The sequence below is a fragment of the Shinella sp. GW835-FHT14H05 genome, from assembly GCF_058793575.1.
The window spans coordinates 496,621-516,926 of the sequence record NZ_JBXAFY010000003.1 but is presented as its reverse complement, the minus strand read 5'-3'; the positions used below and the strand labels follow the sequence as shown (position 1 = coordinate 516,926).

The following is a 20,306-nucleotide window of genomic DNA, read 5'->3' as shown; positions in this document are numbered from 1 at the left end:
GCGCCCGCCGACCATTCATCCTCACGCGACCTTGCGTTCCGATGCCTTGAGCTGGTCGGGGAAAGCAAAGATCGTCGTCAGCTCCGAGACATCCTCAATGTCGTCGAGCGTTTCGATGATGCGCGAAGCCTTGTCGGCCTGCTCCTGCGAGAGGACACCGACGAAATCTATCGCACCCTGGTACTTGCCGCCGATGTCTTCGCGAGAAGCGGGATGGCCCGCATCTCCCCGGGCGAAGACGCACTCGCGCTTGAGAACCGTTCCGTCTTTCTTTGTGACCGTGATAATGGCGGGCTGCGGGAAGTAACCGCGTTCCCATTCGGGGTGAACCTTCATTGTCACCTTCCGGCGGATTGCGGCGTAGCGTGGATCATGAGCCGCCTCGTCGGTGAAGGATACCAGGAAGACCGGTTGCTCGATGAAGCAGGCGGCCATGGCATGCTCGATGCTGAAGCGCGTCTGGGCGGCTGTGCGGGGATCGGCGTACTTCATGTACATCGCAAAGGTGTGGTTTACTTCGACCTCGATGCTTTCCACCGCATCGATCGTCAGCTTCTCTGCCGCGATAAGGTCGGACATACCGTCGATCGTCCGCTGGAGCAGCCCGCAGCATGGATATTTGCGAATACCGATCTCCGCTGTCCGAAATCCTTCGACCAGCTCGAAATCCGCCATCCCGCCGATGAGGTCCGCCATTCCGCCGACGCCTTCGAGAATACCGGGTGCACCGTCCAGGCCCAGCTTGGCGAGCGTGGCAGCGCAAATGCCGTTGCGAGCGGCGAACCCTGCCTCGAATGTGTGGGCGCCCATGCCGGCCTGCTTGACCAGGCCCGTGCCCTGCGAAGCACCAATGCTGATGGCATTGAGTGTCTGCTCACGGTCGAGCTTGAAGAGCCTGGCGGCCGCCGCGGCATTGCCGACAGATGCGAAGACGGCGGACAGCATCCAGCCCTTCGCTCCGGCGTCGGCACAAGCCACTCCGAGCTTTCCCGCAACTTCATATCCGAGAACGAACGCCTCGATGGCCTCGCAGCCCGTCATCCGCTGATGCTCTGCGATGGCAAAGACCGGTGCAAGAACGGTGAGCGTATAAAGCCCCTCTGGAAAGGCGACATCCTCGAGTTCGGTCGCATGCGCCATGGTAGCGTTCGCCGCCGCCGCTGCTTCGAGCGTCGTCTTGAATCCGCCGCCAAACACGCCGGCCTGCTGGCTGCTGGCCTGCTGCCTTGCATAGGCCGTCGCGACCCGCCCGATCGGCAGGATCGAACCCGCCAGCGTGGACGACATATAGCCGCTGACGATGTCCTTGACATGTGAGACGAGATCCGACGGCAACTGCTCATACTTGAAGTCGTGCACGTAGTCAGCGATCTCGCGGGTGGTTTTCAAACCCATTGTTTTTCCTCCATTTTTGCACACAGGTGGGCTTTCCGGCGCCGGTGGGCGCAGGCTCGTCCGATCTTCCTGAGAAGAAGACTCAGTTCGGCTTCGGGCCGCCGTTCAGCGACGGCCCGGTCGTCCCCGGAAAACCATCGATCGAAGGATGGTCAGCCGGTGGATGCCAGTTCATTCCAGTAGAGGTCCGTTTCGCTAAATCCCATGCGCCGCGAAATCTTCAGCGCGGCATTGTGGATCAGCGCCCCGTAGTATTCGAGTTTGTCCCGGTCCACCCGGGAAGCATGAGTCGTGATGCTGACGCCGGCAATCACTTTGCGGGATCGCGAGTAGATCGGGGCACCGACGCAACGTACGTCTTCAACATTCTCTTCGTCGTCCAGAGAAAACTTCCGCTGACGCGTCGCCTGCAAATCCTTCATAAGTTCCGCGCGGCTGGTGATCGTGTGCGTGGTTTTCTTCATCAGGGGCGAGTCGTTGAGGAACGTCAGAAGTTCAATCTCGGGCATCGCTGCTAGAACGGCCTTGCCGATTGCCGAGCAATGCATCTCGACGCGTGTACCAAGCTTTACGATGGCGCGCAGATAGGCCTCACCCTGCAACATGTCGAGAAAGACCATCTGGCCGTTGTCTTCGACCGCGAAAAGGATCGTCTCCCCGATGAGTCCGTTCAGTTCTTCCAGTGTCGGCCGCGCCGCCTTCAGGAGATCCGATTCCGAAAGCGCGGCCAGTGTGGTTTCGAGGATCCCCAATCCGATGCGAAAGGATTTCACCTGATCGTCAGCAATTTCGAGCGCCCTTTTGTGCACCAACGTGTTGACGATACCGAAAGCGCTCGTCTTCGGAATTCCGGTCTTCTTGCATATCTCGGAGAGGGTCAGCGGCCTGCTTGAAGCGGCGATCAGGCTGATGATGTCGATTGCACGAACGACTGCTTCGTTGAGTATCAAAGCCAGTTCCTCCCTCTACTTCATCGGCCTCCACCCCTTGGGTTTCTGTCCCGATACAAACAATAAGAGGAACAACCGTCCGGCATGTCAAATAGAAAATCGAATATTGTTCTATATTTCGACTGCCATTCCAAATACAGAACGATGTGACCCGCATTCGGAGCAATTGGTCGGAAATCCGCCCTGAGTCCCCTCAGCGCCCATCAGGTCATACCTCCGCTAAGCATCGACGGAAGCGCCGAGCACTGAACCGATCAATCCCGGGAACCGCGCCTCTAGGTCGTCGTGGCGGATGCTGAGTCGGCGGCCGCGGCCCAGGGGCTCGTTGCGGATGACACCCGCCTCGCGCAGAACCTTCATCAAATGCGACTTGGTCGATTTGGGCATCGAAGGGTCGGAGAGATAGCATTGCGCCATTTCAAGCGGTCCATCGGAAAGCTGGCGTACGATGGCCAGGCGCTCCGGATCGCTCAAGGCGAAGAGCACGTCGGTCAGCCGCAGATCGTGGCGGGCGGGGTGGTGAAGGTCGGTATCGGACGCCATGGTTCGAATTTAGTTGAACCGTCGTGAAAATGATAGTAGAGAATTGTTCGAAATTATTCGAACTATCAGGTGCACCTTGACGGATATGACGCAATCCATGCCGCTGCGCAGCCTCACGGGCTTTCGCATTACCCTTGCCGGAATGGCCGTCATGATGGCTGGCGCCAGCGCGCCCTCGCCCTTCTATCCCGTGCTTCAGCAGGAGATCGGCTTTTCGGCGGCGATGCTGACCGGCATCTTCGCCGTCTATACCGTTGCGCTGCTCGCATCCTTGCTTGTTACGGGATCGCTGTCTGATCACGTCGGCCGGCGGCCGGTCATATCCGGGGGCTTTGCGCTGATGGCGCTGAGCCTGCTGCTGTTCTGGCAGGCGGGCGACGTGGCCGGTTTGATGGTGGCGCGGGTGCTGCAGGGCATCGCGGCTGGGATGCTGCTGTCGGCGCTCTCTGCGGCGGTGGTCGATTTCGAGCCGCAGGACAGGCCGGGAAGCGCCTCGGTGTGGAACTCGGTTATTCCACTGGGTGGGCTTGCGATAGGGGCTCTCGCGGCGGGCATTTTGATGGACGTCACCGAGATGGCGGAAGCGGATGTGTTCGGCACCCTCGTCGCCGCCTATGTGCTGTTTGCCGCGGTGATCTGGTCCATCCCCGAGACCGCGCCGCGGCATGGGGGTGTATGGGCCTCGCTTCGGCCGCGGATCGGCGTACCAGCTACGGCTGCCAAGGCCTTCTGGCGGAGCGCACCGGCCGTTATTGCAGGCTGGGCGACGGGTGGGCTCTATCTTGCACTCGGCGCGCCGATCATCCGGCACGTCTTCGGCGCCGAGCATCATCTGACGCAAGCGAGCGTCATCGTGCTGCTCTGCGCTGCCGGCGCCGCCGCCTGTTATGCCGCGCGCGGCCATTCCTCGCGGCAGGTGACGCTTTACGGAACCACAGCGCTCTCGATCGGCACGGCATTGACACTCGCTGCGATCGCCTGGCAGTCCCTGCCGGCCTATCTCGCCGCCCTCGTCATTGCCGGGACCGGCTTCGGGACATGCTTCTACGGCGTGTTGCGGTCCATCGTCCCGACCGTTCGACCAGACGAGCGCGGCGAACTCTTCGCCGCCCTGTTCACATTGAGTTACCTTGCCTTCGGCCTACCCACCCTGCTGGCCGGCATCGCCGTCGGCGCTTTCGGCCTGACGGCGACGACGCTCGGTTATGGCACGCTGATCGTGTTGTTCTCGGCGGCGGCGGGCCTGCTGCGGAAGTTCGGAACGTCGTCTTGAGTTTGTCTAACTGGATTCGTAGCGGGTTGGCACACAATCAGATTCACGCGGCTGGTGTTGGCCGCTCCGCACGTCATATCAGCTATCCTCAAAGCACCTTCGACAAGAATTCCTTCGTGCGCGGATCGCTCGCCTACTCTGCCCTGCCGGAGTGGGGTGTCTACGCCGACTACAGCCCAAAGTATCCTTGAACTGATACCATCACGAACCGATGGTCGGGCGCGGAGCATGTGGCCGCTGCGACATCCTCTGTTTTTCGGTGATCGATGGTCGGAGAGGCTGGACGATAAACGTCACCGTTTGGTTCAAAAATGAAGTGCGGCTTTGGGAAAAATAATCGCCGAAGTTTCTATCTTCCCTGCCCAAGCTTTGCGGGCCAAATAAGAAAGGTCGGCGCGCCGGAGCGCGCCGCCTCGTGTTCAGCCAACCTTGAAGGAGACCTCGTCGACACCGTCCACATGGGCCACCATCACGTCGCCCTTGACGATTGCGCCGACGCCGGCGGGGGTGCCTGCGTAGATGAGGTCGCCGGGTTGCAGGGTGAAGAGGCGTGAGAGGTAGGAGATCATTTCCGGGACTTTCCAGATCATCTGGTTGAGGTCGCCCTCCTGGCGGGTCTCGCCGTTGACCTTGAGCCAGATCGCGCCGTCCGTCGGGTGTCCGACCTTTTCGACCGGATGGACGGGGCCGCAGGGCGCGGAGCTTTCGAAGGCCTTGCCGGTCTCCCACGGGCGGCCGAGTTTCTTGGCCTCCCCTTGCAGGTCGCGCCGGGTCATGTCGAGGCCGACGGCATAGCCGTAGACGCAATCGAGCGCCTTATCGAGCGGGATGTTGTCGCCGCCGCTCTTCAGCGCCACGACGAGCTCAACCTCGTGATGCACGTCGTTCGTCTCGGCCGGATAGGGGAAATCGGTGCCGGGCAGGACAAGCGTATCAGGGTTCTTCTGGAAGAAGAACGGCGGCTCCTTGTCCGGGTCGTGGCCCATCTCGATGGCGTGGTCGGCGAAGTTGCGGCCAACGCAGTAGATGCGGTGCACCGGGAAGAGCGCCTGGCTGTCGACGACGGGCAGCGCGGGGACGGCTGCCGGCTTGAAGACGTAAGCGGCATTGATGGAGGACATGTCGTTCATTATCGCGCTCCTGCGTAATATTCGATGCGTTTTTCAAAGAGTTCCACGGCCGCGGACAACAGCATGGCTGCCGCGAAGAGGATGATTGTCAGGGCCCAGAACCGCTCCATGTCGAAGGAGCGGGAATAGAGCTCGAAGAGTTCGCCATACCCGATAATCGACACGAGGATCTGGCCGATCACCACGCCCTTCACCCCGCGGATGAGACCGATGCGGATGCCCGCGAGGATTTCCGGAAGGGCGGAGAGCAGGATGATCTTGGAAAAGATCGTGATGCTTGAAGCGCCGTAGCAGCGCCCCATTTCGATCAGCGACGGCGGCACCTGCATGACACCGGCCCGTGCATCGAGCACGATGATCCAGACGGCGAAGAGGAAGACGGTCACGACGACCGTCGTCTCGCCAAGGCCGAAGAGGATCATCAGCACCGGCACGAGGGCGGAGAGTGGCGCGCTGACGAACATGTTGACCCAGAGGCCGAAGATGTTGTCGACGATCTTGAAGCGTCCCATGGCGATGCCGAGCGGTACCCCCACCCCGATCGCCAGCGCCATGCCGACCAAGAAGGATCGCAGCGTCACCAGCGAGGCGTTCTGCCAGGAATTCGTCGCGACGAGCTCGAAGCCGGCCGAAACGATTGCACTCATCGGCGGGATCAGGAAGATCACATCCATCCGGCCGACGACTTCCCAGACGAGCGCCCAGAACAGGAGCGACGTCATCATGGGGACCTTGAAGCCAAAGAGTTTCATGGCGCCCTACTCCGCATACTGCCGGAGGCCCTGCCAGATCTCCTCCACCACATCGAGATAACCCTTGTCGCGCCGGATGACGTCCGGTGCGGCGGAGCGATCGATATTGGGTTCGATGATCTGGGAGACGCGGCCGGGACGCGGCGAGAGCAGCACGATGCGGTCGGAAACGTAGACCGCCTCCTCGATCGAGTGGGTGACAAAGAGGAAGGTCTTGCGCTCCTTCTCGACGAGCTGGAGCAGGTCTTCCTGGAATTTCCGGCGGTTCTGCTCGTCGACCGCGGAAAAGGGCTCGTCAAGCAGCAGCACGTCGGCATTGACCGAGAAGGCGCGCGCGATGCCGACGCGCTGACGCATGCCGCCCGAAAGCTCGTGCGGGTACTTTTCCTCGAAGCCGGAGAGGCCCACTTCGCTAATATAGTGCTTGGCGATGCGGTGGCGCTCCGCCTGCGGCACGCCCTTCAGTTCCAGGCCGAAGCTGACATTGCGCAGCACGGTCGCCCAGGGCATCAGCGCGAAATCCTGGAAGACGAAGGCGCGCTCGGGGCCGGGGCCGGTGACGACCTTGCCGTTGATGCGGATCTGGCCGGAGGTGGCGGGCACCAGGCCGGCGATGATCTTCAGCAGCGTGGTCTTGCCGCAGCCGGACGGGCCGAGCAGCGTCGTCAGCTTGCCGCGCTCGAATTCGAGATTGATGCCGCGCAGCGCCTCGATATCGCCGTAGCGCTTGCAGATGTCGCGCACCTCGACGATGGCATCGGACGTGGCGGTTCCGGATTGTTCGGCCGCGCGGGCCGGCATGGGATTGGCCATGTCACTTTCTCCTCTTTTCGGGACGCAGGAAGCGGACCTCGACATATTGCAGGACGGCAAGCGTGATCGTCGAGACGGCGATGATGGAGGCAACGGCCGCGTACATGTGGGCGTAATTGGCGATCGAGCGGTGGTAGGTGATGAGGTCGCCGATGCCCGTGGGCGTGATCAGGAGTTCGGCGAGCATGACGCCGATGAAGCCGGCGGCGATGCCGAGGCGCAGGCCGGCAAACAGCACGGGCGTCGCATCCGGAATGATGATCTTGAAGATCTGCTGCAAGCGCGTGCCCTGAAACGAGCGGCACATGTCGACGAGCGACGGATTGACGTGGCGCACCGCCTTGTACGAGTTGAGCACGATCACCGGCAGCGCCAGCATGATGACGGCAAGCGTCTTGGCAACGAGGCCGATGCCGTAGACGAAGGTGACGAGCGGCACGAGCGCTGCCATCGGCGCTGCCTGGAGCACGATGAAGACCGGCGCCAACAGCCACTCCGCCTTGTCGGACAGGCCCATGGCGATGCCGAGCCCGATGCCGAGCACCGCGGAGACAGCGACGCCGATGAGGAGCGGCTGGAAGGTAATGGCATAGGCCGGCAGCAGCGTGCCGTCGAGCGTCATTTCTATCAGGGCTGCGAAGGTTTCAAGGAAGGTCGGGAAGGCGAAGCTGATCGGGACGCGGCCGGCGATTTCCCAGGCGGTGAAGAGAATTGCGAGCGACAGCACGACCCAGAAGGACTTCCGGCGCCGGGCGAATTCGGCGAGCGTTTCGACGATGGTGGAGGAGCCGCTGCCGGCTCCTCCCGTCGCGCTCACCTTGTGGGGTGTAGCGGCCATGTGCATTATTTGGTTCCGATTTTGGCAAGCACCGCGTTGAGTGCCGTGAGGTCCCAGAAGTCTTCGACCTTCAGGTCCGCGGCCTTGCCTTCGAGCGCGCCGGAGACGGTGTAGAAGTCGAAATCGTCCTTCGCGGCATCCTCGCCGCCGCCGTTGAGCGGCAGGGTGGCTGCGGCTTCGGCAAAGTACGGGTCGATGTCGGCGACCATTTCCGGCGTCGCATCCGGCAGCAGCTTGTATTTTTCACGCAGCGCAATGGTCGCCTTCGGGTCCGCCGCGACCTCGCGCCAGGTGGTCAGGATCGCCTCGACCAGGATTTCCACGTCCTTCGTGTTCTTGGAGAGATAATCGGTATTGGCAAAGAGCGCCTCGTCGGTCGCGGCCACCTCGCCCAGCGGCAGGAAGGCGAACTTGCCCGGCGCTTCCTTTTCCAGGATGCGCTTGCCGGAAGAATCGACGATCGTCGCCTTGACGTTGCCCTGAAGCAGGGCGCCCGTGCGCACTTCCGCACCCGGCACGTAGGAGATGTTGGAATAGGCGATGCCGTTCTTGTCGGCCATCAGCTGCATGATCGCCTCGGTGCCGGAGCCGCGCGAATGCACGGCGATTTCCTGGCCGTTGAGATCCTTCCACTCCTTGTAGAATTCGGTGTTGACCACCGGGTAGAACTGGAGCTTGGAGAGTTGCAGGAAGATGCGGATCGGCGCCTTCACCTTCTGGAGCAGCGCATAGGGGCCGCCGATGCCGATATCGGCCTGGCCGCTGACGACGGCCTGTGCGGCGATGTCTTCGCTCTTCAGGAACGTCACCTGCACGTCGACGCCCTTTTCCTTCGCGCGTTCCAGCGCCGCAAGCAAATGGAGGGATTCGACCGTCGCGATATCGCCGAAAGCAACACGCATCGGATCGGCGAAGGCCAATCCGGGCACCGCGGCAGAAAGGCAAAGTGCGGCGGCGACCGCGGACGCCCTCATTCGTCTGGCAAACATGTTCATTTTTCTTCCTCCCAAAATCGGGTTCTCCCAACCCAATATAAAACCAATTCTTCATTAAACGAGAATTGTGTCAACCAATTAAACATGCTGCGATGCGGGATCGGCAGGCTACTTCTGGCCTCTAATTGATTTAATATATTGATTTTACGCTATAAAAATTTCCGACTTGAGGTCTCGATAACGGCGCGTTGACAGCAGCCAATATGTTCAATATAAGCAAACCAATCCTGAATTGGTTCGGACTATACCATGCTTGAAAACACCGATGCCACCGTGCTTTCCCGGCTCAGAGACTTCCTTGCAACGGCGCAGCTCGCCGAGGGCGGACGCCTGCCGCCGGAGCGCGACCTCGCGGAATCGCTGGATGTCGGGCGCAGCGCGCTGCGCAAGGCGCTGGCGACCTTGCAGGCGGAGGGCGTCGTCTGGCGTCATGTCGGCAAGGGGACCTTTACCGGCGAGCGGCCGATCGACACCGTCGCGGACATCAATGCCATGGTGCAGCGGACCAATCCGCTGGAGGTCATGGGCGCGCGCATCGCCTTCGAGCCGGAGGTCGCGCGCTGCGCCGCACTCAACGCCACGCCGAGCCAGATCGCCGAGTTGCGCAGCTGCATGCTGAAGGCGCAGCAGGCGCCGACGTGGCGGCTCTATGAGCAGTGGGACAACCGCCTGCATCGCTTGATCGGCGAATCCTCGCAGAACTCGCTGCTGCTCGGCCTGCTCGACACGTTGAATGCGGTGCGCCGCGCCGTCACCTGGGGGCGGCTGCGCGACACGCCGGTCCGCCCGCCGCCGGACCACCATTCCTTCGCGGAACATGAGCGCATCGTCGAGGCGATCGCCAACCGCGACGGCGCTGCCGCGGCGGATGCGATGCGCCGGCACCTGCGCAGCGTCGAGGGCCATATGCGCGACATGCGCTGAACGAAATCCGAGGAGGGGCGGCAAAAGCGGCCCAAGGGAGAACATGGAATGACGAAGATCAAGGTCGCCAACCCGGTCGTCGAGCTCGACGGCGACGAGATGACGCGCATCATCTGGCAGTTCATCAAGGACAAGCTGATCCACCCGTATCTCGACGTGGATCTGGACTATTACGACCTCAGCATCGAGAACCGCGACGCGACGGACGATCAGGTAACGATCGATGCGGCGCATGCGATCCGCAAACACGGCGTCGGCGTAAAATGTGCCACCATCACCGCCGATGAGGGACGCGTCGAAGAGTTCAAGCTGAAGAAGATGTGGAAGTCGCCGAACGGCACGATCCGCAACATCCTCGGCGGCGTCATCTTCCGCGAGCCGATCATCTGCAAGAACGTGCCGCGCCTCGTACCCGGCTGGACCAAGCCGATCATCGTCGGCCGCCACGCCTTCGGCGACCAGTACCGCGCCACCGATTTCAAGTTCCCCGGCAAGGGCAAGCTGACGATGAAGTTCGTCGGCGAGGACGGCAAGGAGATCGAATACGACGTGTTCGAAGCGCCGTCCGCCGGTGTCGCCATGGGCATGTACAACCTCGACGATTCGATCACCGAATTCGCCCGCGCCTCGCTGAACTACGGCCTGCAGCGCAAGGTGCCGGTCTATCTTTCGACCAAGAACACCATCCTGAAAGTCTATGACGGCCGCTTCAAGGACATCTTCCAGGAGGTCTTCGACAAGGAATTCGCCGACAAGTTCAAGGAAGCGAAGATCTGGTACGAACACCGCCTGATCGACGACATGGTCGCCTCGGCGCTGAAGTGGTCGGGCGGCTACGTCTGGGCGTGCAAGAACTACGACGGCGACGTGCAGTCCGACATTGTCGCCCAGGGTTTTGGCTCGCTCGGCCTCATGACCTCCGTGCTGATGACGCCGGATGGCCAGACGGTGGAAGCGGAAGCCGCGCACGGCACGGTGACGCGCCACTACCGCCAGCACCAGAAGGGCGAGGAAACCTCGACCAACTCCATCGCCTCTATCTTCGCCTGGACGCGCGGCCTCGCGCACCGCGCCAAGCTCGACAACAATGCGGAGCTGGCGCGCTTTGCCGACACGCTGGAAAAGGTCTGCATCGACACGGTCGAATCCGGCTTCATGACGAAGGACCTCGCCCTTCTCATCGGTCCCGACCAGCCCTGGCTCTCCACCACCGGCTTCCTCGACAAGATCGACGAAAACCTCCGCAAGGCCATGGCGGCCTGAGCCATTCCAACAAACGGCGGGGCACCCTCCCCGCCGTTTCGTTCAAGTTGGCGGCAGGACCCGGCAGGCGACGACAGCACCGGCAGCGTCGAAAATGTGGATATCCTGGCGGCGCGGCGTGAAGCGGATGTTCTGCCCGCGCGTCAAGGCGCTCTCGCCATCCGCCTTGACTAGGAATTTTTCGCCGTGGCCGGACAGGTCCACGTAAAGGATCTGCACATCGCCGAGGTGCTCTACCAGATCGATAGTGCCGGAGAAGGCCGGATCGGATGCGTCTTCCCCAGTGGTCCGGGTGTTTTCCGGGCGGATGCCGATGCTGATCGTTTCGCCCTTGGAAAGCCTCCCCTGCCCTTCCTCGATATCGAGGAGAAGACCGCAGTCGAGCTGGCAGCGCGCGACCTCGCCCGAGCGGTCGATGATCTTTCCCTTCAGGATGTTCATGGCCGGCGAGCCGATGAACTGGGCGACGAACAGGTTTGCGGGTTTCCTGTAGAGTTCGGTCGGCGTACCCACCTGTTCCACATAGCCGTCCTTGAAGACGACGATGCGGTCGGCTAGCGTCATCGCCTCCACCTGGTCATGGGTGACATAGATCATCGTCACATCAGGCATGCTCTGCTTCAGCTTGGCGATCTCGATGCGCGTTGCAACGCGCAACGCCGCGTCGAGGTTGGACAGCGGTTCATCGAAGAGGAAGACGCGCGGATTGCGCACGATCGCGCGGCCGATCGCGACGCGCTGCCGCTGTCCGCCCGATAGCGCTTTCGGCTGTCTTTGCAGATATTTGTCGAGTTGCAGGATCCCGGCGGCGCGGCGCACGCGCGTGTCGATCTCGGCCTTCGGCGTGCCGGCGATGCGCAGACCGAAGGCCATGTTCTCGTAGACGGTCATGTGCGGATAGAGCGCATAGGACTGGAACACCATGGAGATGCCGCGCTTGGAGGGCGCGACGGCATTCATCCGCTCGCCGGCGATGACGAGGTCGCCGGAGGTGATGCTCTCGAGGCCGGCAATGGAGCGCAGCAGGGTGGATTTACCGCAGCCGGATGGGCCGACGAAGACGATGAACTCGCCCGATTTTATGTCGAGATCGATGCCGTGCAGGACTTCGAGATCGGCATAGGCCTTGCGGATGTTTCTCAGCGACAAATCGACCATCGTTCCCATTCCATTTTCTTGATTTCACCCTTGCGGGCAGCGCGCCGTCAGGGGGCGAGCCCGGCGAGGAACCGCGTCAGTCGATCCGGTTTCCGGTTGAGGATTTCGAGATCGTTCTTTCGCCGAATGGCCCGGCGCACGACCTTCGCGCCGACATAGCGGAAGGGTTCGGGCGGCAGCTTGGTGCGGTTGTCAAGGCCGACCAGTCCGCATCGGGACCAGGCGTCGTCGCGGCCGAGAACGAGGCTCGCCATGATGCGGCCGGCGACGGGCGCCTGCGCAATGCCGGTGCCATTAAAGCCCATGGCGTAGAAGATGTTCGCGTGGTCCTTGAGATGTCCGAAGACCGGCAGGTGCTGCGCCGTGCAGTCGATCGGGCCGCTCCAGTCGTAGAGAACGGGCACGTCCTTGAGCTGCGGATAGACCCGGTGCAGTTCGCGGATATTGTCCGCCCCCGCATCGCCGCTGCGGTTGAAACGACCGTCGATGTGATCCCGATAGGCGATGCCGCCCGTGCCGCGCCCGAAGATGACGTTGCCGGCCGGCGTTCGCTGATAATAGAGCACGTGATGCTGCGCATCGCAGATCGACGCACCGTCGACCCAGCCGATCCGCTCCAGGATATCCGTCGCGGGTGCGGTGGCGATAACCTGGCTGCTGACCACGTAGAGATAGGGGTGCAATTCCGGGATAGCGGAGAGCCAGGCGTTCGCGGCAAGCACGACCTTGCCGGTGGACAGCGCGCCCTTCGCTGTGCGCAATTGCGGTCGCGGACCCGGAGCGATTTCGATGACTGGGCTGTGCTCGTGGATGACGATGCCCTTGGATAGGGCGAGCTGGCGCAGGCCGAGGGCGAGTTTTGCCGGCTGCACAGTGCCCGCCCTCCTCTCCATGATACCGACATAAGATGCGGCAGAGCCCGTACGGCGCAAGATGTCGGCGCGCTGGAGCGGCTGGAAGCGCACTTCGCCCAACGAACGGCTGAGGGCCTCGGCTTGCGCCCATGCACCTTCCTGCGCAGTCGAACTTGCCGTCCACAGCCAGCCGTCGAGCCTCAGGTCCATGTCGATGGTGCCGGAGGCCTGCAAGCTGTGCAGTTCCTCGATGGCATCAGCGGTCGCCCGGCAGAGCATGAGCGCATCGTCCTCGCCGACTAGCGCGCGCAGCATGTCGATTTCGGCAAACCAGGTGTGGACCTGCCCGCCGTTGCGGCCGGAGGCGCCGGAGCCGCAGAAATCCGCTTCGAGCACGGTCACCTCCGTCTGCGGAGACTGTTCCTTGATTCGGAGCGCCGTCCACAGGCCGGCATAGCCGCCGCCGACGATCGCCACGTCGCAGGTCTCGCTTCCCGACAAGGGCGCGGTGACGGCGTCCGCATCGATGCTTTGCAGCCAGAAGGAGCGATCCGCCTTCGCCGCCGTCACGGGCGGCCTCATCGTGATAGTGTTCATGCTCAGGCCCTCTGTGCCGTGCGGATGACGCCGTCATATTTGTCGAGCAGCCATTGCGGGATCGCGAGGATCGGCTGGGGAAATCCGCCGAGATGGGTGCAGGTTTCCGCAGCCTCGGCCGCAGCTCGCTCAAGGGCGGCTTGCTCCGACTGGTTTTCGAACAGGCGCGACACGACGAAACTCGCGATGAACCTGTCCCCCGCGCCGCAGGTATCGACCACCGCCACCGGCACCGAGCCCGCGGAAAACAGGGCGCTGCCGTTGTCATAGAAGGAGCCGCGCTTGCCGCAGGTGATCACGACCTGGCGCGCGCCCGCCGCCCTGAACCGTGCTATCAGCGGCTCGACGGGCTCCGCCGGATCATCCGGGCCGGAGGCGAAAACCAGCGGCACGCCTTCCAGGGAAACGTCGAAATGCCGTGTGGAGACGTCGATGCTGAACGGCGCGCCATCCGCAACGAGCCGGCGGACCAATCTTTCGCTGGAATTGGTGCCGAGATGCACCCAGTCCGCGTGGCGCAGTGCCGCATAGCGTTCGGTGCTTGGAACATATTCCTCCCCGACGCCGAGGGATTCGAGGAGAAAGCGCCGCTCACCGGCATCATCGGTCAAAAGCGTGACGGCCGATGAGCCCGGGCGTATCTCGATGTCGCCGCGGTCGAGACCCGCATCCTCGATGGCACCGAACATGATCTCGGCTTCCTCGTCGAGACCCAGCGCGCCGAAATAGCGGGCGTTCAGTCCTTGCCGCCGCCATTGCACGGCGACGTTGAGGGCGTTGCCGCCCACGGTGACGAAACCCTTGGTGAGATAGGCGTCTAGGCAATTGTCGCCGACGGCGATCAGGGTGGGATTGGCCTTGTTCATTCTATTTCCCGATGCCTTCGGCCAGCCCTCGGATGAAGAAGCGCTGGGCCGCAAAGAAGGTGATGACGATGGGAAGGGCGGAGAGCGTCATCGCCGCGAAGACGACGGCATAGTTCGTTCCATGCTTCGCCATGATGGAGGTGAGGCCGACGGGCAGCGTCTGGAGGTCCGCGCCGCTGGTGAAGATCATCGCGAAGAGATATTCGTTCCACGCGAAGAGGACGTGCAGGATCACGCAGGACACCAGGATCGGCTTGCAGAGCGGCAGCGTCACGCGCCAGAAGATTTGCCCCTCGCTGGCGCCATCCATGATGGCCGCCTCGTCCAGATCGCGCGGCAGCCCGAGCATGTAGGCGCGGATGAGGAAGGTCGTGAAGGGAATGCGAAACGCAGTGTAGAGGATGATCAGCGCCCAATAGGTGTTGTAGAGGCCAAGATCCTGCATCATGCGCACGAGCGGGATGACGGCCACCGTCGGGCTCAGCATGAGGCCGCCGAGCACGATGCCGACGAAGAACGGCTTTCCGGGCAGTTTCGAGCGGGTCAGGCCATAGGCTGTCCAGGCGCTGACAAGCACCGTGCAAACGGCCGACCCGAGCGTGACGATAACGCTTGTCGCGATATAGTTCCGGATACCCTGGTTCCAGGCCGAAATATAGTTCGCAATGCTGAAGCCGCTCGGCAGCGCGAAGGGGTTGCCGAAGATTTCGGCATTGGTCTTGAAGCCGTTCATCGCCATCCAGAACAGCGGATAGAGCACAACGAAGCCGAGGCTGATGAGGAAGGTGACGAGGCAGGTCTTCGCGAGAACGGCGACGAAGTCTGTGCGTTCGGTTTCCCGCGGGTGATGGGAGACGCTCACAGATCGACCCTCCGTCTCTTGGTGTACCAAAGCTGCGCGAAGCCGGTGATCAGCGTGATGACGAAAATGACCGTTGCGATGGCCGCGCCATAACCGAAGTCGTTTTCGATGAAACCCTGCTGGTAAAGCCATGTGCCGAGCACCTGGCTGCTGTTGTTGGGCCCGCCGCCGGTCATCACCATGACCTCGTTGAAGACCTGGAAGGCGCCGGTGATCGTGACGATCACCATGAGGCCGGTCATTTCGCGGGTGAGTGGGAAGGTGATGTTCCACAGCCGCCGCCAAGTCCCTGCCCCGTCCATGATCGCGGCGTCGTAGAGTTCGCGCGGGATTTTCTGGATCGCGATGGCAAAGAGCAGCGTCGAATAACCGAAACCCTGCCACTGGCTCATGACGATGATGGCGTAGATCGCGGTTCCTTCCTCGCCGAGCCAGGCGCGCGACCAGTCCGCAAGCCCGATTTGCGTCAGCGCCGAATCCAAAAGGCCGATATCGGGTTGATAGATGAAATAGAACAGGAGGCCGGTGACGGTAATCGAGATGGCCGAGGGCACGAAGTAGACCGCACGCCAGAACCGACGCCATCTCTCCTCGCTCAGCCCCTCGATGAGGGCCGCCAGCACGAAGGCGCCGAAAACCTGGAAGACGACGGAGATGACGGCATAGAGCGTGTTGTTGACGATCGCCGTCCAGACGACCGGATCGCCTTGCAGGCGACGGTAATTGTCCAGTCCAATGAAGGCGGTCTCGCCGGTGAAGATGTCCTGGTTCTTCGTGCTGACGATGAAATTGTCGATGATCGGGTAGTAGACGAACCAGAGGATCAGGACGAAGGCGATGAGGACCCAGCGGAACGACAGGACCCCGGCGACCGGGCCGAACCGGTCTTTGTCGACCCGGCCCGGCCCGGTGAAGCCGATTTTGGCGGCTTCACCTTCGTGTTCATGCTTCATGACAGCCATTGCAGGCCCTATCCCTTATTTGGACGAAGCCGCCGCTTCCTTGACGCGCTCCATGACCTCTTCGGGGCTCATGGTGCCGCCGACCAGCGCCTGCAGGCCCGAGAGCCAGGCAGCCGCCACGCGCGGCGGATTGGCGGTATCGAGCCAGGGCATGAGATAGGAGGAATCCGCGATCACTTTCAGGCCATCGACGACGGCCGGGTTCATGCTGTCGGCGGAATAGCCGCCGACCGTGGCACTCGGCTGGCCGTAGGGCGGCGCAGAGAGAACCTTGCCGTTTTCAGCCGAAGTGACGAAACGCATGAAATCGATCGCGAGCGGGATGTTCTTCGAGGCCGCGCTGATCATGTAGCCTTCCGGCGCGCCTTCGATGGATTTGACGTCGCCCTTGGCATCGGCAGGCGCCGGCAGCTTGAAGAAACCGAAATCCTCCCGCTTCAGCGCGCCTTCGGCCGTTGCCTGATCGAACTCGATGATCTCCTGATAATACATGGCGGCCTTGCCGCTGCCGAACTGCTGTATGGCAGAGGCATAGGACGAGCCATTCGTGCCCGATCCGTCGGAGCATTCATCGATCAGCTTCTTGAACTGCGTCAGGCTGACGACATAACCGGGATCGGCATAGTCGGCCGTGGCCGGAACGAAATCCTTCTCGAGCGTCGCCTGCGGCACGTTATAGGCGAGCAACTGGCCCGCATAGTGCACGCCCGGCCAGCCTTCCTTGTTGCCGAAGGAGACCGGCGTCACACCCGACTTGCGCAGCGTCGCGCAGGCGGTCAGCAGTTCATCGAAGGTCTTGGGTTCGGAAACACCCGCCTTTTCGAACAGGCTCTTGTTGTAGCCCATGAACTTGGCGTCGAGGTAGAGCGGAATGCCGTAGAGCTTGCCGTTGTACTGGAAGGCGGAGACCGCGGCGGTGGCGAGCGTCTTGCCCCATTCGGTGTCCGGGCCGATGACCGACGTCAGATCGACGGCGCGATTTCCGCGCACGAAATTCTCGCCCCAGCTTCCCGTCCAGGTGAAATAGACGTCCGGCAGCGAATTGGATGCGACGAGCGCCTTCGTTTTGCCCTTCACGCTGTCGTCGCTCTCCTGGATGAGTTCGACCTTCACTTCCGGATGAAGCTTTTCATATTCCTTGGCCGCATTGACGAAGAAGGGGGAAAGCTGCTGCAGGCCGAATTTCGTCAGCACGCTGACCGTGCCCGAATATTCGACCGTCGCGCTGGGGTCGGCCACGACCGGATCGGCAGCAGAAGCGCTGCCGACGGCGCCGATGACGAATGCTGCGACGGCAAGCGATCCGAGACTCGTCGTGCTCAAGAAGGTGTTGGCTTTCATTTCGCAGTTCCTCTCTGTTGTCTTTGGTTTCTTGGGGGCATGCAAAAGTCTGGAGCCCGGTCCGGCGTCACCGCCGGACCGGGAAAAACTCAATATTCGACGCGCTTGTAATAGCGGCGCGTCGTCAGCGGATGATCGCGCAGGACTTCCAGATGGGCGCTCAGGCGCTCCAGCATCGTGGCCAGGATGACCGGGGAAATCAGGCTGCGGGTCTTGGCGGAAACGCCGGCAAGGCTGGCGGAGGCCGCATCGAGCACGCGCACCTTGTCGGTGTAACGCTTGGCGAAACTTTCCACCCGGTCGGTCAGCGGCCGGCAGGCGTCCTCGCCCTTGAAGATGAAGAGGCTGACGCCCGGTTCGACGAGCTCCAGCGTGCCGTGGAAGAAGTCGGATGCCTGGACCGGACGGGTGCGGATCCACTGCATTTCCTCAAGGATGCACATGCCGTAATAGTGGGCTTCCGGCCAGACGGAGCCTGCACCCGTGAAGATGTGATAGGTCTCGTCCTTGATGTCGTGGGCAAGCGTGGCGGCATCCGCCTCGTAGCTTTCCTTCACCGCGACCAACAACTCAGGCAGAAGCTTGAGTTCGGCGACGGTCGCGTCGAAATCGGGGTATTCGCCGCGCTCGGCCAGAAGCGCCAGCACGATGATCAGGGTTTGCAGATAGAACGATTCCGAGGACGTGTCGTCTTCGGCAAAATTGGTGAAATTGTAGTCGGCGTCGCGGCCGAGCGGCGTGTCCTTGTGGCCGGTGAGCGACAGCGTCTTCACGCCCCGCTCCTTCAGGAAGGCGAGAAGCTGCACGCTTTCCTTGGTCGTGCCCGAGAGCGACGGCAGCACGACAAGCGCCTTCTCGTTGAGGCCGGCCGGCGGCTCCAGGACGACCTGCGCGGAATAGGCCGCCGAAACCGGAAACACGGTCGAAACGCGCGCAAGCTCGATGGCCGGCTGGGTGAGGAACTGCACGCCGCCGGTTCCCATGAAGAAGATGCGTTCCAGACCGTCGTTGAGCAGATCGCGCATCAGGGCGCGCACGTCGTCGGCGATGGCGACTGCGCCGCTTTGTATCTTCACAAAGCGATCTCTATCGAAGTTGAGCATTAGAACCTTCCCGTTTTGCGCTCCGCCAAATCGCTGTCGAAGCGGGATGGCGCCAGTGCGAAAATGATCTTTGAGACGATGTGAGATCGATCTCATATCTATTACCGCACAAGAATTTTGCGCTGGCAAGTGGGGTTCCGGAATTTTTTCAGGGCTTGTTTACGACGCTCAGCCGCCGCTTCGCCGACTGACGGAGCCGCGCACTATCAGCTTGGTTTCAAAGCGGATTTTCTGGAGGGGTTCGTTTTTGCCGGAGAGCCTGTCGAACAACAGGCGGGCCGCCGCACGGCCGATTTCCGAGACGGGCTGCGAGACGACGGTGATCTGCGGATCGGTGAACGTGGCCAGATTGAAGTCGTCGAAACCGATCAGCGAAACGTCGTGCGGAATGGAAATGCCCATGGAGCGGAAGGCGAGAAGAGCCCCCTGCGTCATCAAACTGTCGACCGTGAAAAGCGCCGTCGGCGGGTTTTTCTGGCTGAAAAGACGGATTGTCGCGTCGACCGCATGTTCCACCGTGGATTGCGAGACGGAGACCATCCGGTCGTCCGGCGCGATACCGGCGGCGGCGAGCGCTGCCTGGTATCCGCTCATGCGCTCACGCGAGGTGAAGATGCGCATGTCGTCCTGCAACAGCCCGATGCGACGGTGACCCATCCCGATGAGATACTCGACGGCCTTGCGCGCGCCACCCTCGTTGTCGACGAGAACACTGTCGCAATCAACGCCCTCGGCGACGCGGTCGATCAGCACCAGCGGCACGTTTTCCGCAATCAGACCCTGCAAATGGGCGTTGTTGTCGGCCGATGTCGGCGCGACGATGAAGCCGCGGATGCTGAGCGACTGGAGGCTCGCCAGCAGGGAGATTTCCTGCGCCAGTTCTTCCTCGCTGCTGCCGATGACGAGATTGTGCCCCCGCTCGCGAGCAAGCACCTCGATATCGTGCGCGATGCGGGCGAAGAACGGGTTCTGGATATCGCCGAGGATGCAGCCGACAATCGGCAACTGCCCGTTGCGCAGAGCCTGCGCCAGGCGGTTGCCACGATAACCGAGCTGTTCCGCCGCCGCCTGAACCTTCTGTGCGGTCTCGTCGCCGACATAGCCGTAACTGTTCAGGGCGCGGGCGGCGGTTGCGCGCGACACCTTGGCCAGCGCCGCCACATCCTTCAAAGTCGCCGGTTTCCGAACCATTTCACCCTTCGCGATCACACAAGCAGGATTCTCCTTGTAGCTTCGGGTGACCGCTTCGCATAGGTCACGGCGCTGCGGAAAGGCGATCAGGACTTGCCTTGTATTTCCGTCTCTCGTGCGGAGCTCAGAAAATCCACGCCCAGGACAAGCGCCGCGCCGATGGCATAGGCCAGGACATCCCACCAGTCCGGCGTCGCCCCCAAGACGATGCGGAGAATTCGGTTGGGTATTTGCACATCAAAGCTGGCGAGAAGGAGTTGTACCAGTTCCACCGCAGCGCCGGTGGCAAAGGCGATTGCAGCTATCGAACGGGCACTCGCGTTTACCACGGCCCGTATGGCGTAAAAGACCCATGCCACAGCCAGCACATCGCCTAGAAAGCTGCGAACCCAGCCCAGATCCCGGCCGAACGTCGCCAGCAACACCAAAATCACGAACAGGAGGGCAGCGCGCAGGAAAGACGCGGGATCGAAGCGTAAACTCATGGTCACGATCT

General features: G+C 62.0%; 20 protein-coding genes. 3 read left to right on the top strand and 17 right to left on the bottom strand.

Going from position 1 to position 20,306, the window contains the following annotated elements; translation table 11 throughout:
* Positions 1-21: 21 nt before the first annotated feature.
* The 3 genes from AC1Q6Z_RS13580 to AC1Q6Z_RS13570 form a co-directional block, all read right to left on the bottom strand.
* Positions 22-1,395, bottom strand: a complete 1,374-nt coding sequence (locus AC1Q6Z_RS13580) for an MmgE/PrpD family protein (protein ID WP_492648196.1) — start codon at positions 1,393-1,395, stop codon at positions 22-24.
* A 152-nt stretch (positions 1,396-1,547) separates the two neighbouring features.
* Positions 1,548-2,345, bottom strand: a complete 798-nt coding sequence (locus AC1Q6Z_RS13575) for an IclR family transcriptional regulator (protein WP_256116726.1) — start codon at positions 2,343-2,345, stop codon at positions 1,548-1,550.
* Between the two features lie 219 nt (positions 2,346-2,564).
* A complete protein-coding gene (locus AC1Q6Z_RS13570) occupies positions 2,565-2,888 on the bottom strand; it encodes an ArsR/SmtB family transcription factor (protein WP_256116725.1) in 324 nt (107 codons plus the stop codon).
* 85 nt (positions 2,889-2,973) lie between these two features.
* On the opposite strand from AC1Q6Z_RS13570, the gene AC1Q6Z_RS13565 reads away from it, so the two are divergent.
* Positions 2,974-4,161: an MFS transporter gene (locus AC1Q6Z_RS13565; RefSeq protein WP_492648351.1), complete on the top strand. Its 1,188-nt coding sequence runs from the start codon at positions 2,974-2,976 to the stop codon at positions 4,159-4,161.
* Positions 4,162-4,580: 419 nt separating this feature from the next.
* Here AC1Q6Z_RS13565 and AC1Q6Z_RS13560 read toward each other — a convergent pair whose 3' ends face one another.
* From AC1Q6Z_RS13560 to AC1Q6Z_RS13540, 5 genes are read right to left on the bottom strand one after another with little or no spacing between them, the layout of a single operon-like run.
* Positions 4,581-5,291 carry a fumarylacetoacetate hydrolase family protein gene (locus AC1Q6Z_RS13560; protein WP_492648195.1) on the bottom strand — a complete coding sequence of 237 codons (711 nt, stop codon included), beginning with the start codon at positions 5,289-5,291 and terminating at the stop codon, positions 4,581-4,583.
* Positions 5,291-6,043 (bottom strand): ABC transporter permease, encoded by a 753-nt coding sequence (locus AC1Q6Z_RS13555; RefSeq protein WP_439617364.1) that lies wholly within the window; start codon positions 6,041-6,043, stop codon positions 5,291-5,293. The genes AC1Q6Z_RS13560 and AC1Q6Z_RS13555 overlap by 1 nt, the downstream gene beginning before the upstream one ends.
* Positions 6,044-6,049: 6 nt before the next feature.
* Positions 6,050-6,856 carry an ABC transporter ATP-binding protein gene (locus tag AC1Q6Z_RS13550; RefSeq protein ID WP_256116721.1) on the bottom strand — a complete coding sequence of 269 codons (807 nt, stop codon included), beginning with the start codon at positions 6,854-6,856 and terminating at the stop codon, positions 6,050-6,052.
* Position 6,857: 1 nt separating this feature from the next.
* Entirely contained in the window at positions 6,858-7,700 is an 843-nt protein-coding gene (locus AC1Q6Z_RS13545; protein WP_256116720.1) for an ABC transporter permease, read from the bottom strand.
* The gene (locus AC1Q6Z_RS13540) at positions 7,700-8,689 is read right to left on the bottom strand and encodes an ABC transporter substrate-binding protein (RefSeq protein ID WP_439630184.1); all 990 of its coding nucleotides are present in this window, start codon (positions 8,687-8,689) and stop codon (positions 7,700-7,702) included. Before AC1Q6Z_RS13540 ends, AC1Q6Z_RS13545 begins: the two co-directional genes overlap by 1 nt.
* Positions 8,690-8,938: 249 nt before the next feature.
* Between AC1Q6Z_RS13540 and AC1Q6Z_RS13535 the strand changes: the two genes are divergently transcribed.
* Both AC1Q6Z_RS13535 and AC1Q6Z_RS13530 read left to right on the top strand, forming a co-directional pair.
* Positions 8,939-9,613 (top strand): FadR/GntR family transcriptional regulator, encoded by a 675-nt coding sequence (locus AC1Q6Z_RS13535; RefSeq protein ID WP_256116715.1) that lies wholly within the window; start codon positions 8,939-8,941, stop codon positions 9,611-9,613.
* A 48-nt stretch (positions 9,614-9,661) separates the two neighbouring features.
* Positions 9,662-10,876, top strand: coding sequence for an NADP-dependent isocitrate dehydrogenase (locus tag AC1Q6Z_RS13530; protein ID WP_492648194.1), 1,215 nt, complete (start codon positions 9,662-9,664; stop codon positions 10,874-10,876).
* Positions 10,877-10,918: 42 nt separating this feature from the next.
* Here AC1Q6Z_RS13530 and AC1Q6Z_RS13525 read toward each other — a convergent pair whose 3' ends face one another.
* The 9 genes from AC1Q6Z_RS13525 to AC1Q6Z_RS13485 form a co-directional block, all read right to left on the bottom strand.
* Positions 10,919-12,034 (bottom strand): ABC transporter ATP-binding protein, encoded by a 1,116-nt coding sequence (locus tag AC1Q6Z_RS13525; RefSeq protein WP_492648350.1) that lies wholly within the window; start codon positions 12,032-12,034, stop codon positions 10,919-10,921.
* Between the two features lie 47 nt (positions 12,035-12,081).
* Positions 12,082-13,485: an NAD(P)/FAD-dependent oxidoreductase gene (locus AC1Q6Z_RS13520; protein ID WP_439615555.1), complete on the bottom strand. Its 1,404-nt coding sequence runs from the start codon at positions 13,483-13,485 to the stop codon at positions 12,082-12,084.
* 2 nt (positions 13,486-13,487) lie between these two features.
* Entirely contained in the window at positions 13,488-14,351 is an 864-nt protein-coding gene (locus tag AC1Q6Z_RS13515) for a PfkB family carbohydrate kinase (RefSeq protein ID WP_439615556.1), read from the bottom strand.
* Between the two features lies 1 nt (position 14,352).
* Positions 14,353-15,213, bottom strand: a complete 861-nt coding sequence (locus AC1Q6Z_RS13510) for a carbohydrate ABC transporter permease (RefSeq protein ID WP_492648193.1) — start codon at positions 15,211-15,213, stop codon at positions 14,353-14,355.
* Positions 15,210-16,175, bottom strand: a complete 966-nt coding sequence (locus tag AC1Q6Z_RS13505; RefSeq protein ID WP_492648192.1) for a carbohydrate ABC transporter permease — start codon at positions 16,173-16,175, stop codon at positions 15,210-15,212. The genes AC1Q6Z_RS13510 and AC1Q6Z_RS13505 overlap by 4 nt, the downstream gene beginning before the upstream one ends.
* Before the next feature lie 15 nt (positions 16,176-16,190).
* Positions 16,191-17,516, bottom strand: coding sequence for an ABC transporter substrate-binding protein (locus tag AC1Q6Z_RS13500; RefSeq protein WP_492648191.1), 1,326 nt, complete (start codon positions 17,514-17,516; stop codon positions 16,191-16,193).
* An 89-nt stretch (positions 17,517-17,605) separates the two neighbouring features.
* Positions 17,606-18,619, bottom strand: a complete 1,014-nt coding sequence (locus AC1Q6Z_RS13495) for an SIS domain-containing protein (protein ID WP_492648190.1) — start codon at positions 18,617-18,619, stop codon at positions 17,606-17,608.
* A 168-nt stretch (positions 18,620-18,787) separates the two neighbouring features.
* Positions 18,788-19,810, bottom strand: a complete 1,023-nt coding sequence (locus AC1Q6Z_RS13490) for a LacI family DNA-binding transcriptional regulator (protein WP_492648189.1) — start codon at positions 19,808-19,810, stop codon at positions 18,788-18,790.
* A gap of 86 nt (positions 19,811-19,896) precedes the next feature.
* On the bottom strand, positions 19,897-20,295 hold the full coding sequence (locus AC1Q6Z_RS13485; RefSeq protein ID WP_492648349.1) for a ribosomal maturation YjgA family protein: 399 nt from the start codon (positions 20,293-20,295) through the stop codon (positions 19,897-19,899).
* Positions 20,296-20,306 lie beyond the last annotated feature (11 nt).

Coding starts and splice junctions, on each gene's coding strand:
- AC1Q6Z_RS13580 (WP_492648196.1), bottom strand. CDS start 1,395: ATGGGTTTGAAAACCACCCGCGAGATCGCTGACTACGTGCACGACTTC.
- AC1Q6Z_RS13570 (WP_256116725.1), bottom strand. CDS start 2,888: ATGGCGTCCGATACCGACCTTCACCACCCCGCCCGCCACGATCTGCGG.
- AC1Q6Z_RS13565 (WP_492648351.1), top strand. CDS start 2,974: ATGACGCAATCCATGCCGCTGCGCAGCCTCACGGGCTTTCGCATTACC.
- AC1Q6Z_RS13560 (WP_492648195.1), bottom strand. CDS start 5,291: ATGAACGACATGTCCTCCATCAATGCCGCTTACGTCTTCAAGCCGGCA.
- AC1Q6Z_RS13555 (WP_439617364.1), bottom strand. CDS start 6,043: ATGAAACTCTTTGGCTTCAAGGTCCCCATGATGACGTCGCTCCTGTTC.
- AC1Q6Z_RS13550 (WP_256116721.1), bottom strand. CDS start 6,856: ATGGCCAATCCCATGCCGGCCCGCGCGGCCGAACAATCCGGAACCGCC.
- AC1Q6Z_RS13545 (WP_256116720.1), bottom strand. CDS start 7,700: ATGCACATGGCCGCTACACCCCACAAGGTGAGCGCGACGGGAGGAGCC.
- AC1Q6Z_RS13540 (WP_439630184.1), bottom strand. CDS start 8,689: ATGAACATGTTTGCCAGACGAATGAGGGCGTCCGCGGTCGCCGCCGCA.
- AC1Q6Z_RS13535 (WP_256116715.1), top strand. CDS start 8,939: ATGCTTGAAAACACCGATGCCACCGTGCTTTCCCGGCTCAGAGACTTC.
- AC1Q6Z_RS13530 (WP_492648194.1), top strand. CDS start 9,662: ATGACGAAGATCAAGGTCGCCAACCCGGTCGTCGAGCTCGACGGCGAC.
- AC1Q6Z_RS13525 (WP_492648350.1), bottom strand. CDS start 12,034: ATGGTCGATTTGTCGCTGAGAAACATCCGCAAGGCCTATGCCGATCTC.
- AC1Q6Z_RS13520 (WP_439615555.1), bottom strand. CDS start 13,485: ATGAACACTATCACGATGAGGCCGCCCGTGACGGCGGCGAAGGCGGAT.
- AC1Q6Z_RS13515 (WP_439615556.1), bottom strand. CDS start 14,351: ATGAACAAGGCCAATCCCACCCTGATCGCCGTCGGCGACAATTGCCTA.
- AC1Q6Z_RS13505 (WP_492648192.1), bottom strand. CDS start 16,175: ATGGCTGTCATGAAGCATGAACACGAAGGTGAAGCCGCCAAAATCGGC.
- AC1Q6Z_RS13500 (WP_492648191.1), bottom strand. CDS start 17,516: ATGAAAGCCAACACCTTCTTGAGCACGACGAGTCTCGGATCGCTTGCC.
- AC1Q6Z_RS13495 (WP_492648190.1), bottom strand. CDS start 18,619: ATGCTCAACTTCGATAGAGATCGCTTTGTGAAGATACAAAGCGGCGCA.
- AC1Q6Z_RS13490 (WP_492648189.1), bottom strand. CDS start 19,810: ATGGTTCGGAAACCGGCGACTTTGAAGGATGTGGCGGCGCTGGCCAAG.
- AC1Q6Z_RS13485 (WP_492648349.1), bottom strand. CDS start 20,295: ATGAGTTTACGCTTCGATCCCGCGTCTTTCCTGCGCGCTGCCCTCCTG.